Consider the following 11,777-nt stretch of genomic DNA (forward strand, 5'->3'; position numbering starts at 1 on the left):
CAGCGCCACCCGGCAATTCTCAAAGCGGCACAAAGAACCTGAAACGCGCCCCGCTCACCGACTCCATCAGCCTGATCCCGCCGCCGTGCAGCTCCAGCATCCGTTTCACGATTAACAGCCCCAGCCCGCCGCGGTTCTCCCGCGAGGCCTGGGTATTGAGCGCCGACGGCCGCTGGAACAGATCGTCGCGCAGCGAGGCATCGACGCCCGTTCCGCTGTCGGCCACTTCGACCTGAAGCCGTTCATTCTCCTGCCAGACCGCCAGGCGAATTTCCCCGCCGGTCGGCGTATGGCGCATCGCGTTATCGAGCAGGTTAGTCACCACGCGTTCAATCATCGACACGTCGGCGTTGACCAGCGGCAGCGGTCCCGGCACGTCAATATGCAGATTCACCTCGCGCGTGCGGGCGGTGAGCTCAAACTTTTGCGCCACGTCGGAAATCAGCTCCCCCATCGCGAAACGCTCGCGCTGCGGCTTGATGCCGCCGTGCTCAAGGCGCGCCAGCTCAAACAGCTGCTGCGAAAGGTGACGTACCTTTTGTCCCTGACGCAGGGCGGTGGCGAGATACTGCTGGTGCTCCTGCGGCGTCAGGGTCGCGGACTTGAGCGACAGAGTTTCCAGGTAGCCCAGCAGCGAGGTCAGCGGCGTGCGGAGATCGTGCGAAATATTGGCGATAAACTCCCGGCGCTGGCGATCGCTGTCGGCCAGCCGATCCCACTGTTGGGTGATTTTGCGCGCCAGCTCGATAAAGCTGTTGCGCAGGCGCGCCACTTCGTCATTTGCCGCATCTTCCGGCGGCTGTGCAGCCAGCTGCCGGATCGCGCTTATGCTGTCCTGCTCCAGCCCGGCGACCTCTACCGTCAGCTGTTTTACCGGGCGCGTGACCCAGTACCAGACCAGCAGGCCCGCCAGAAGGCCAAACAGCGCCACCCACAGCAGTGACCAGAGCACCGTGCTCCACAGCGCCTTGTGCCAGGCCATCTCCGCCAGCGCGTTCGACTCCTCGCCCTGCAAAATAATGTACAGGTAGCCCTTAAGCTCGCCGTCCTGCCGCAGCGGCGTAGCGCTGAAGACCTTTTTGTTCTGGCTGCGCGGATCGTCGCCCAGTACCGGTATGGCGGTCCCACTCAGGAAGGTTTGAACCGGTGCCAGGTCGATTTTTTGCCGCTGAATGTGGCCCGGCGGTGCGGCATCGGCCAGGATATCGCCGTCGGGCGACACAACGTACAGCTCAACGCTCGGATTGAAGGTCATCAGCCGGTCAAACAGCGGCTTGAGCGCCGTTCGGTCAACCCTGCCCTGCGCGTCCAGAATCGGTTCCCGCTGGACGATCTGCTGCGCCAGCCCGCCGGATAGCCGCTGCACCATCGCGTTGCCGTACTGCGTGCTGGTGTAGAGCTGCACCGCGCAGGCAACGGTGGCGCAGAGCATCATCAGCAGGATGAACAGCAGCGTCAGACGCTGGCTCAGGCTAAAACGGCGCATCATGATTTGGCTCCGCAAATTTGTAGCCCTTGCCCCAGACGGTGCGAATAATCTCCGGTTCGGCGGCGTCCTTCTCTATCTTGATGCGCAGGCGGTTGATGTGGGTGTTGACGGTATGCTCGTAGCCTTCGTGCTGGTAGCCCCAGACCTGCTCCAGCAGCGCCAGACGCGAAAAGACCTCGCCAGGGTGGCGGGCAAAAAAGTAGAGCAGCTCAAATTCACGCGGGGTGAGATCCACCACCTGGCCGTGGAGCAGGACGCTGCGCGCCAGCGGATCGATGGTCAGACCGTGGGCCTGGATTTGCCCATCCGTTTGCGCCTGCCCCATCGCCTGCTGGCGACGAAACAGCGCTTTGATGCGCGCAATCAGCTCCTGCACGGAAAACGGTTTTGCCAGATAGTCATCGGCGCCGGTTTCCAGCCCGGTGATGCGGTCGGTTTCGCTGCTGCGGGCGCTGATGATGATGACCGGCAGATAGCGCGTCATCTGACGGATGCGGCGGCAAATCTCCAGCCCGTCAACGTTGGGCAGCATCAGATCGAGGATCACCGCATCCCACGGCTGTTTTTCCAGACGCTGCAGGGCGTTGCCCCCGTCGGGCTCGTGAGTGATGGCGTAGCCTTCGTCTTCTAAATTGAGTCGCAGAAGCGCCGCGATATCGTGGTCGTCTTCCACCAGCAGGATCTGCTTCATGGGTAAGCCTTCATTCAATTCTTATGACGTAAGCTTACCTGATTTCGCCGGGATGAAGAGTTCACATTTTGTTGAACATTGTGCGGGGGTCATGCCGGGTGGCGGCTACGCCTTACCCGGCCTACTCCGGACCGTAGGCCCGGTAAGCGCAGCGCCACCGGGCGATGTTAAGGATTAGCGCGTTTTCACTAACAACGTCAGCACTTCATAATGCGCGGTATGCGGGAACATATCGAAAAGCTGCACGCGTTCAATGCGGTAGCCCGGCAGGCTGGCGATGTCTTTTGCCATGGTCTGCGCATTGCAGCTGGAGTAGACGATAAAATCAGGCGCCATCTGGCTCAGGTAGTCGCAAAGCGCCTTTCCAATGCCGCGGCGCGGCGGGTTGACCAGCACCAGCTCCGGCACGTTGCCCTGGCCGGTGGCGAACTGCGTGGAGTCCAGCGCCTGGAAGTGCAGATTCGTTAACCCCAGCTCGGCGGCGGACTGCTTCGCGCAGGCAATCGCTTCGGCAGAGATCTCAATGCCGGTGAGCTGCATCTCCGGCGTGGCGCAGTGCAGGCCAAAGCCGCCCACGCCGCAAAACAGATCCCACATATGATGGATGTTTAACCCCCGAACCCAGTCGCGGGCGGTGGCGTATAACGCGCTTGCGACGGTCGGGTTGGTCTGGAAGAAGCTCTGCGGGCGGATCCACAGCGGCACGCCGTTAAAGTTCTCCGCCAGCGCGTGCTGGTCGGTGAAGAAGATCTCTTTCTCCCCCTCCATGATCGCCATATGCACCGGCTGAATGTTTGCGGTAATAACCTTAAGCTGCGGCAGCTGTTCCTGCAGCCACGGCAGCGCCGCGCGCAGCTGCTCGAGCTTGGTTTCCGAACGCAGCACGAAGCGCAGCATCATGCCGCCGTTAATCTGGCTTTCGGTCAGCAGAAGGTACTTAAGCTCGCCGCGCCTGCGGGCGACGCTGTAGGGCGTTAACCCTGCCCGCGCGATAAACGGTTTCAGTGCGGCAAAAACGGGCTCAAACGAGGCGGGATAGAGCGGGCAGTCGGTTAAGTCTTCCGGCGTGCCGTCGCGGTGCAGCATCCCCAGCAGCGGTTTTTCTACGCTGCCGCTGGCCACCATTTTAGCTTTGTTGCGGAATCCCTGTTCCGGGCCGCTGACGGGTGCGCACCACTCGCCCACCGCGTGGGCTGCCAGCAGCTGTTGCAGGTCGGCCATTTTGGCGGTGAGTTGTTGAGAGACCGGCTGTTCTATCCACTGACAGGAGCGGCAGCGTCCGGCGTCATAGAGTGCGCACTGCATATGAAAACCTTAAGGAAAACGAGGGCTGCGATTATACACATTATTGCAGGCGGAAGAACCGCCGACTGGACGCGGGGATAAAAAGCAGCGACAGAACCAGCATATCCGGCAGTTTTTGCATAAACAGCGCGCGCAGGATCTCGCGTTTGGATCCACCGGCAATGCTGAACAGCTCCGGGTAGCCGTATCCCAGCGAGGCGGCCCACAGATAGCTGGCGGCGGTAATTTGCGTCAGCAGATAGACCCAGCGCGCCCAGTTGCGCCCTTTGACCAGGGAAAACGCGCAGTAGATCTCGATAAACACCAGCGCCAGGCTGCTCAGGAAGACCAGCGTCAGATTCCACGTCTGCACGCTGCGGTGAATGAATTCACCGATGCCGCGCACGCCCAGGGTGTTCACAATCATCAGCACGTCCAGGCAGCGGATCATAATAATGGCGAGCGCCGCCACCTGAACCAGCGCAGGGACGTTTGGACGCGCGTGCGTAATACGTGATTTTTTTAATAATCCCAATGTTTTACTTCCCTGAAAAACAGTGCCGCGTCATGCGCGGCACATCACTGGAAATTTTAAATGCTTCAGCCGCGTCTTGCACGCTGGATATCGCGCACGCGCTGTTTTTCCGCGCGCGCCATCAAATACCAGGCGATAAATCCGACAATTCCGACCACGCCGAGGATGATAGAGGCCAGGGCGTTGATCTCCGGGTTGACCCCCATGCGCACGCTGGAGAAGACCAGCATCGGCAGCGTCGTCGCCCCCGGGCCGGAGACAAAGCTGGCGATAACCAGATCGTCGAGCGACAGCGTAAACGCCAGCAGCCAGCCGGAGATCACCGCCGGCATAATCATCGGCAGCGTGATGATGAAAAAGACCTTCAGCGGCGTCGCGCCGAGATCCATCGCCGCCTCTTCTATGGAGCGATCCAGCTCGCGCAGGCGCGAGGCGATCACCACCGCCACGTAGGCGGTACAGAAGGTGACGTGCGCCAGCCAGATGGTGAGCATGCCGCGATCCGCCGGCCAGCCGATGGCGTGCGCCAGGGCCACAAACAGCAGCAGCAGCGCAAGGCCGGTGATCACGTCCGGCATCACCAGCGGGGCGGTGATCATAAAGGCAAAGCCGTTCGAGCCGCGAAAACGCCCGAAGCGCACCATCACCAGCGCGGCGATCGTGCCCAGCACGGAGGCCATCGTCGCCGCCAGCGCCGCAATGGTCAGGCTCAGCCCCACGGCGCTCATCATCGCATCGTCGTGGAACAGCTCGCTGTACCAGCGCGTCGACCAGCCCGCCCAGACCGTCACCAGTTTGGAGCTGTTGAACGAGTAGATCACCAGCATCAGCATCGGCGCATAGAGGAAGGTAAAGCCGATAACCAGGATCGCGATTCGCCACGGGGAGCGCACTACCGGTAAGTTGTTCATCCGTGGTCTCCCATCTGTTTCTGCTGATGCTTGTGGAACCACATGATCGGCACGATCAGCAGCAGAAGCATCACAATCGCCACCGCCGACGCCACCGGCCAGTCGCGGTTATTGAAGAACTCCTGCCACAGCACGCGGCCAATCATGATGCTGTCGGGGCCGCCGAGCAGTTCCGGGATCACAAACTCCCCCACCGCCGGGATAAAGACCAGCATTGACCCGGCGATAATCCCCCCTTTGGTGAGCGGAACAATGACGCTGAAGAAGGTTTTCAGCGGCCGCGCGCCGAGATCGAGCGACGCTTCCACCAGCGAGTAGTCAATCCGCGTCAGCGCCGTGTAGATCGGCAGCACCATAAACGGCAGATAGGCATACACAATGCCGATATAGACCGCGAGGTTGGTGTGCAGGATCGTCAGCGGCTGATCGATAACGCCTAACCACATCAGGACGTTGTTCAGCACGCCGTTGTTTTTCAGGATCCCCATCCACGCGTAAACGCGGATCAGGAACGAGGTCCACGACGGCAGGATCACCAGCAGCAGGAGGATGTTACGCGTCGACGGCTTGCTGTGCGCCACGGCCCACGCCAGCGGGTAGCCCATCACCAGACAGCATAGCGTCGAGATCGCCGCCACCTGCAGCGACTGCAGATAGGCTTCGAAGTAGAGCGGGTCGTCGGTGAGCTGCAGGAAGTTGCCCAGGTTTAAGGTCAGCGTCAGCTGCCCGTCGGCCCAGTCCAGCAGGTTGGTGTAGGGCGGGATCGCCCGCGCCATCTCCGCCAGGCTGATCTTGAAAACAATCAGGAACGGCAGCAGGAACAGCAGGATCAGCCACACGTAAGGCATGGCGATCACCAGCTTGCGGCCGTGCTTCATCTGCATGCGCGTCAGCCACTGGGCAAAGCCGCCCGGCTTTTCTGCCCGGGCTGGAGGTTCAAGTGTGCTCATGATCGTTCCTTATACCGTCAGTACGACGCAGCTGTCAGCATCCCAGCAGAGGCGAACTTCGTCGCCCCATGTCGGCTGCCCCTTGCGATAGCGATGTTCGTTCTGCAGCTGGGCGCTGAGCATCTGTCCGCTTTTCAGGCGCACGTGATAGATGGACAGATCGCCCAGATAGGCAATGTGCACCACTTCGCCCACGGCAAAGTTATAGCCATCGGCAGGCGGATCTTCACAGAGCATGATCTTCTCCGGGCGCAGCGCGACGTAGACCGGCACGTTATCCACCACGGAGCTATCAGGATCGACCTTAAGCGGATGCTGCAGCCCCGGCGATTCGATGACCAGGCCATCTTCCTGACGATCTTTCAGCAGCCCTTCGAAGACGTTAACCGAGCCGATGAACTCCGCGCTGTAGCGGGTGGTCGGATGCTCATAAATCTCTTCCGGCTCGCCAATCTGCACGAACTTCCCGCGGTTCATGATCGCGATACGTCCGGCCATGGTCATCGCCTCTTCCTGGTCGTGGGTCACCATCACGCAGGTCACGCCCACGCGCTCAAGGATATCCACCACTTCAAGCTGCATACGGTCGCGCAGCTTTTTGTCCAGCGCGCCCATCGGCTCGTCGAGCAGCAGCAGCTTCGGACGTTTTGCCAGGCTGCGGGCCAGGGCCACGCGCTGGCGCTGGCCGCCGGAGAGCTGGTGCGGCTTACGCTTCGCGAACTCCTGCATGTGCACCAGGCTTAGCATCTCGGCCACGCGCGCGGTAATTTCGGCCTTCGGCAGCTTGTCCTGCTTCAGGCCAAAGGCGATGTTCTGCTCCACCGTCATGTGCGGGAACAGCGCGTAGGACTGGAACATCATGTTGATCGGCCGCTGATACGGCGGCACGCTGGAGAGATCCACGCCATCGAGTACGATCTGCCCGGCGGTGGGCTGTTCAAAACCGGCCAGCATGCGCAGCAGGGTCGATTTGCCGCAGCCCGATGCGCCCAGTAGCGCGAATATTTCGCCTTTATAGATAGTCAGGCTGACGTCGTCCACGGCATGCTGGCCATCGAAAGATTTGGTGAGGTTACGAATTTCAAGAAGCGGGGTCAGCGCTTTACGGACTTTCGCCTGCGGGCGGGGGATCGCGTCATTCACGGGGTGTTCTCCGGTAGAGATCAAATCATGGTGCAGGCGCACCAGAACGGTGCGCCTGTTGCCGGGGGCGCTTCGCTTGCCCGGCCTGTGACAAAGGGCTACTTACCGCTTTTCACCTTGGTCCACGCGCGGGTACGCACGCGGTCAATTTTTGGATCCTGAACCTTCAGGGTGAAGAGCTTGGCGAACACGTCAGCTGGCGGATAGATAGCCGGATTATTGCGGATCGCTTCGCTGACCAGCGGCACGGAGGCCTTGTTACCGTTGGCGTAATAGACGTGGTCGCTGATGTGGGCGATCACTTCCGGACGCATCAGGTAGTTGAGGAACTGATAGGCTTCGTCTTTGTTTTTGGCGTCAGCCGGCATCGCGAAGACGTCAAAGAAGGCCAGCGCCCCCTCTTTCGGGATGAAGTAAGAAACGTTTACGCCGTTTTTCGCCTCTTTCGCGCGGTTCGCCGCCTGCCACACGTCCCCTGCCCAGCCGATCGCGACGCAGATATCGCCGTTCGCCAGGTCATTGATGTACTGAGACGAGTGGAAGTAACGAATGTTTGGACGCAGCTTCAGCAGGAGATCGGTCGCCGGGCCGGTGTAGTCATCCGCCTTGCTGCTGTTCGGATCTTTGCCGAGGTAGTTCAGCACGGTGGCGAAAATCTCTTCCGGCGCATCGAGGAAGGAGACGCCGCAGCTTTTCAGCTTCTCAAGGTTTTCCGGCTTCAGCACCACGTCCCAGCTGTCCAGCTTGACGTCCGGGCCCAGCACCGCTTTGACCTTGTCCACGTTATAGCCGATACCGGTAGTCGCCCACAGGTAAGGCATCGCGTATTTGTTGTCCGGGTCATGCTTTGCCACCAGCTTCAGCACGTCGGGATCGAGGTTTTTCCAGTTAGGTAACTTGCTTTTGTCCAGCGGCTGGAAGACGCCCGCCGTCAGCTGACGCTCCAGGAAGCTTGCAGAAGGCACGACCAGGTCAAACCCGGTGCTGCCCGCCATCAGCTTTCCTTCCAGCACTTCGTTGGAATCGAACACGTCGTAGACCACTTTAATGCCGGTCTCTTTCTCAAAGTTAGCCACCGTGTCCGGCGCAATATAGTCAGACCAGTTATAAACGTGCAGCGTTTTTTGTTCCGCAGCGAGCGTGCCGGCAGAGACGGCCATCAGAGCACCCGCAACCAGACCCGATAACCATTTTTTATTCAAGGCGATCATAGTGTTATTCCTTCTGAAAGCTCGTTAACAAACGAACTAAAACTGTGCAATCTGGATGTATGCAAAAATCATGCATAGTTTGTCGCTCTGCTCAAAATAAAAAGAAACCTCTTTACCCGGCAGGATCCGCTCGCTTTTTGAAGCATCGCAAGAATAACTGTAGCCCGTGTCTCCGGCTATAGCCCAGACGAAAAAACGCCTTTTATCAATTTTTTATGCAGGTTATGTCTACGTGATAAGCCGAAAAGGCCTTCAGGGAGGTGAAAAATTCTTTAAAGAAAGGTTAAAAGCAGCAGAAAAGATGGCCTTCTGCAGTCGCCATGGCAGCGACTGCGCAAAAGTCAGACAGCCTTAGTGGAGAAAATTGGGAGATGCATCATTATTCTCTGCATCCTCTTCCGCGCTATACAGCAGATGGTGTGCATTGGCTTCCATCATCACCATGGAAATTTGCTCTTCGCTCAAGCGCATAAACCAGGCGAACTGCTTGAACGACAGCCCGGCGCCGGAGAATAAAGACTGGCAAACGACCAGTTTTGGCAGATTATCATCCTGTATGTCGAGAAATGCCTTCACCGTCAAAGAACTGGCGTTGATGGCCGACAGGTCGGAGGCCAGCGCCAGCAGCGCGGACGGCTTCACTTCGGCCAGCGCGGAGAAAAGGATCACGTCGTTAATCAGATCGATTTTGGCATCGAAAATGCCGTCGAAATTCTGCATATGAGGCAGATGCAGCGCCTGGCAGGAATCGCATTCAAAAAACGTAATTCCGGCATCATCAAGCCATTGACGTAACGTATCCAGTGTAGGTACGACCTGTAAATCCATCGCTGTGCAGCCTCTTAAATTAAAACTTCGTCTAGATTACGCAAAAAGTGCGTTCAATGCCATTTAACCGCCCGTTTTCAGACAGTAGCCCGGCGTTGCATGACGCTCGATCCATGCGATCATTTTACCCGCAATATCGACGCCGGTGGTTTTTTCCACGCCTTCCAGCCCCGGGGAGGCGTTAACCTCCATGACCAGCGGCCCGCGCGTCGCCCGCAGAAGGTCTACACCCGCCACATCCAGCCCGAGGGTCTGCGCCGCTTTTACGGCTATCTCGCGCTCGCGCTCGCTGATATCCGCGATTCTGGCAACGCCGCCGCGGTGAAGGTTAGAGCGGAAGTCGCCCTCTTTCGCCTGGCGCTCGATGGCCGCCACCACGTCGTTACCGACCACGAAGCAGCGAATATCGCGCCCTTTCGCCTCTTCAATATACTCCTGCACCAGAATGTGCGCATTCAGCCCGCGGAAGGCGTCAACCACGCTTTCAGCCGCCTGACGCGTCTCCGCCAGCACCACGCCGATGCCCTGCGTGCCTTCCACCAGCTTGATCACCAGAGGCGCGCCGCCCACCATGTCGATGAGATCGCTGGTATCGTCAGGGGAATGGGCTATTCCGGTGACCGGGAGATCGATCCCCTGACGGGAGAGCAGCTGCAGCGAGCGCAGCTTGTCTCGGGCGCGGGCAATGGCGACGGATTCGTTGAGCGGATAGCTGCCCAGCATCTCGAACTGGCGCAGCGCGGCGGTGCCGTAATAGGTTATCTGCGAGCCGATACGCGGGATCACCGCATCAAAGTGGGGCAGCTTGCGGCCTTTGTAGTGAATCGACGAGGCGGCCGGGTCGATGTTCATATAGCAGGACATCGGGTCGAGGATCTCAACCTGATGCCCGCGTTTGGCTGCCGCTTCTCGCAGGCGTTTACATGAATAGAGCGTTCCATCCCGGGACAATATGGCAATTTTCACCCTGCACCTCTCTGAAGACATGGAAAAAGCCTGCGTATCATATACGCAGGCTGGCGCAGGATAAATGGACTATCGCGTCGCCCAGCCCTGTTTGTGCAGATAATCGAGAATAAACGGACGGTTTTCCTTAATGATGGTGCGGCGAATATGGTCGCTCCAGGTGTCGCGACGGTTATTGCTGTCGCGCGTCAGATAGTAGTTCGCCAGCTCTTCGTCGTATTGATGGAGGACGTCCCGATCGACCGGCTGGTAGTGATTCTCGTGCACCAGCATGGCGGCAGGAATGCGCGGCTTAAGATCCGGATTATCCGCCGGCCAGCCGAGGCACAGGCCGAACAGCGGCAGCACGTGTTTCGGCAGCTTCAGCAGCTCGGTCACGCTTTCGATGTTATTACGCAGCCCGCCGATGTAGACGCCGCCTAACCCCAGCGACTCCGCAGCCGTGAAGGCGTTTTGCGCCATCAGCGCGGTATCCACGACGCCCAGCAGCAGCTGTTCGGCCAGCCCCAGCTGCGCTTCAGGGCAGATCTGCAGGTGGCGGTTAAAGTCGGCGCAGAACACCCAGAACTCGGCGGCCTGAGCCACATGCTTCTGTCCGCCGGTCAGGGTGACCAGCTGTTCGCGCATCGCCGGGTCGGTAATGCGGATTATCGAGCTGCACTGCAGGAAGCTGGAGCTGGAGGTCGCCCTCGCGCTGTTAATGATGGCGGTACGCTGCGCCTCGGTAATCGGCTCATCGGTGAAGTGGCGGATGGAACGGTGGGACAGGAGCAGGTCAATCGTGGGTGTCATCTTATCTCTCTTTATCTTGCGTAAACCTTATGCCTGCCAGTATAGGCAATGATTTGCGTGATGTAATTGGCGAAACATAGCCTCACTGTATCAAAGCGACAGGCGAAACCTTCTTTAATGGCGGCAGGTTATGGGGCACTATATGCCCTATTCGCCGTCAGGCTTGTTTTTTGAGGAGAGAGAAATGTTTGCAGTAATTTTTGGTCGTCCAGGGTGCCCTTACTGTGTGCGCGCGAAAGAGCTGGCTGAGAAACTGACCGCAGAGCGCGATGACTTCAACTTCCGCTACGTGGATATCCACGCGGAAGGCATCACCAAAGCCGATCTGGAAAAAACCGTCGGCAAGCCGGTTGAAACCGTCCCGCAGATCTTCCTCGATCAGAAACACATCGGCGGCTGCACCGACTTTGAAGCCTACGCCAAAGAGCATCTGGGCCTGTTTGCCGAGCAGTAATGAAATGAAAGGACGCCCTCACCATGAGGGCGTTTTTATTTGTGGTGCCGTCGGTGTTGAAGCAGGCTGCGCACAAACAGGTAGCAGAGCGCGCCCAGGGCGCACCAGAATACGGCGCTCATCAACCACGCCAGTTCCTGCCAGAAACTCCGCGTTGATATATACAGCAGGCGCATCAGCAGCAGACACAGCGGCGCGGCCAGCATAGCGCCCAGCAGCGGCTTCACCACCTCCCCTTTACGGGAGAGAAAACTGGCTGCAGCCCCCGGCAGCGTAAAAAAGAGCAGCCCCAGCTCCGGGTGACCCGACGCCCTGAATGCGCCTTTCACATTAAAAGCGAGCGACATGCAGACGACCGTGAACAGCAAAAAGCAGCTGATCACCCCCGCCCAGTTTCGTTTAATGTTCAAACTATCCTCCTGACTTATCTCTATCAAATACACTTTCGTCGGGTAGACGCCCAGTCAGATAAAGCAGTGCGGCAATCCTTGCCAAAGTACGCACAGGGTGATGCGATAATAGG

General features: G+C 58.9%; 13 protein-coding genes. 1 reads left to right on the top strand and 12 read right to left on the bottom strand.

The window, feature by feature from the left end:
- Positions 1-19: 19 nt before the first annotated feature.
- From ACMWKK_RS10995 to nfsA, 11 genes are all read right to left on the bottom strand, one after another.
- Positions 20-1,489, bottom strand: a complete 1,470-nt coding sequence (locus ACMWKK_RS10995) for an ATP-binding protein (protein WP_112781257.1) — start codon at positions 1,487-1,489, stop codon at positions 20-22.
- On the bottom strand, positions 1,473-2,180 hold the full coding sequence (locus ACMWKK_RS11000) for a response regulator transcription factor (RefSeq protein ID WP_045327351.1): 708 nt from the start codon (positions 2,178-2,180) through the stop codon (positions 1,473-1,475). The genes ACMWKK_RS10995 and ACMWKK_RS11000 overlap by 17 nt, the downstream gene beginning before the upstream one ends.
- A gap of 174 nt (positions 2,181-2,354) precedes the next feature.
- Positions 2,355-3,485 carry a 23S rRNA (uracil(747)-C(5))-methyltransferase RlmC gene (rlmC, locus tag ACMWKK_RS11005; protein WP_112781259.1) on the bottom strand — a complete coding sequence of 377 codons (1,131 nt, stop codon included), beginning with the start codon at positions 3,483-3,485 and terminating at the stop codon, positions 2,355-2,357.
- Positions 3,486-3,525: 40 nt separating this feature from the next.
- Complete coding sequence (locus tag ACMWKK_RS11010) at positions 3,526-3,999, bottom strand: YbjO family protein (protein WP_112781260.1); 474 nt, start codon at positions 3,997-3,999, stop codon at positions 3,526-3,528.
- Positions 4,000-4,064: 65 nt separating this feature from the next.
- Positions 4,065-4,910: a putrescine ABC transporter permease PotI gene (gene potI, locus ACMWKK_RS11015; protein ID WP_008503447.1), complete on the bottom strand. Its 846-nt coding sequence runs from the start codon at positions 4,908-4,910 to the stop codon at positions 4,065-4,067.
- A complete protein-coding gene (gene potH, locus ACMWKK_RS11020; RefSeq protein ID WP_112781261.1) occupies positions 4,907-5,860 on the bottom strand; it encodes a putrescine ABC transporter permease PotH in 954 nt (317 codons plus the stop codon). Before potH ends, potI begins: the two co-directional genes overlap by 4 nt.
- Positions 5,861-5,869: 9 nt before the next feature.
- Positions 5,870-7,003, bottom strand: a complete 1,134-nt coding sequence (gene potG, locus ACMWKK_RS11025) for a putrescine ABC transporter ATP-binding subunit PotG (protein WP_045327359.1) — start codon at positions 7,001-7,003, stop codon at positions 5,870-5,872.
- 98 nt (positions 7,004-7,101) lie between these two features.
- Complete coding sequence (gene potF, locus ACMWKK_RS11030; RefSeq protein WP_048994233.1) at positions 7,102-8,214, bottom strand: spermidine/putrescine ABC transporter substrate-binding protein PotF; 1,113 nt, start codon at positions 8,212-8,214, stop codon at positions 7,102-7,104.
- Between the two features lie 351 nt (positions 8,215-8,565).
- The gene (locus ACMWKK_RS11035) at positions 8,566-9,042 is read right to left on the bottom strand and encodes a YbjN domain-containing protein (RefSeq protein ID WP_032639153.1); all 477 of its coding nucleotides are present in this window, start codon (positions 9,040-9,042) and stop codon (positions 8,566-8,568) included.
- Between the two features lie 63 nt (positions 9,043-9,105).
- Positions 9,106-10,008 carry a 30S ribosomal protein S6--L-glutamate ligase gene (gene rimK / locus ACMWKK_RS11040; RefSeq protein WP_406542794.1) on the bottom strand — a complete coding sequence of 301 codons (903 nt, stop codon included), beginning with the start codon at positions 10,006-10,008 and terminating at the stop codon, positions 9,106-9,108.
- Between the two features lie 69 nt (positions 10,009-10,077).
- Entirely contained in the window at positions 10,078-10,800 is a 723-nt protein-coding gene (gene nfsA / locus ACMWKK_RS11045) for a nitroreductase NfsA (protein WP_045327365.1), read from the bottom strand.
- A 184-nt stretch (positions 10,801-10,984) separates the two neighbouring features.
- Here nfsA and ACMWKK_RS11050 point away from each other — a divergent pair, with 184 nt between their 5' ends.
- Entirely contained in the window at positions 10,985-11,254 is a 270-nt protein-coding gene (locus ACMWKK_RS11050) for a GrxA family glutaredoxin (RefSeq protein WP_014883149.1), read from the top strand.
- Positions 11,255-11,289: 35 nt separating this feature from the next.
- Here the strand turns inward: ACMWKK_RS11050 and ACMWKK_RS11055 are convergent, their stop codons facing one another.
- On the bottom strand, positions 11,290-11,664 hold the full coding sequence (locus ACMWKK_RS11055; protein WP_032649308.1) for an inner membrane protein YbjM: 375 nt from the start codon (positions 11,662-11,664) through the stop codon (positions 11,290-11,292).
- Positions 11,665-11,777: the final 113 nt, after the last annotated feature.

Source organism: Enterobacter sp. 01-M-03-SI-ECC, from assembly GCF_047530215.1.
In the GTDB taxonomy this organism is placed as follows: domain Bacteria; phylum Pseudomonadota; class Gammaproteobacteria; order Enterobacterales; family Enterobacteriaceae; genus Enterobacter; species Enterobacter chengduensis.

Bases quoted from the DNA above. Each gene is read 5' to 3' on its own strand.
- ACMWKK_RS10995 (WP_112781257.1), bottom strand. From the start codon at position 1,489: ATGATGCGCCGTTTTAGCCTGAGCCAGCGTCTGACGCTGCTGTTCATC.
- ACMWKK_RS11000 (WP_045327351.1), bottom strand. From the start codon at position 2,180: ATGAAGCAGATCCTGCTGGTGGAAGACGACCACGATATCGCGGCGCTT.
- rlmC (WP_112781259.1), bottom strand. From the start codon at position 3,485: ATGCAGTGCGCACTCTATGACGCCGGACGCTGCCGCTCCTGTCAGTGG.
- potI (WP_008503447.1), bottom strand. From the start codon at position 4,910: ATGAACAACTTACCGGTAGTGCGCTCCCCGTGGCGAATCGCGATCCTG.
- potH (WP_112781261.1), bottom strand. From the start codon at position 5,860: ATGAGCACACTTGAACCTCCAGCCCGGGCAGAAAAGCCGGGCGGCTTT.
- potF (WP_048994233.1), bottom strand. From the start codon at position 8,214: ATGATCGCCTTGAATAAAAAATGGTTATCGGGTCTGGTTGCGGGTGCT.
- ACMWKK_RS11035 (WP_032639153.1), bottom strand. From the start codon at position 9,042: ATGGATTTACAGGTCGTACCTACACTGGATACGTTACGTCAATGGCTT.
- nfsA (WP_045327365.1), bottom strand. From the start codon at position 10,800: ATGACACCCACGATTGACCTGCTCCTGTCCCACCGTTCCATCCGCCAC.
- ACMWKK_RS11050 (WP_014883149.1), top strand. From the start codon at position 10,985: ATGTTTGCAGTAATTTTTGGTCGTCCAGGGTGCCCTTACTGTGTGCGC.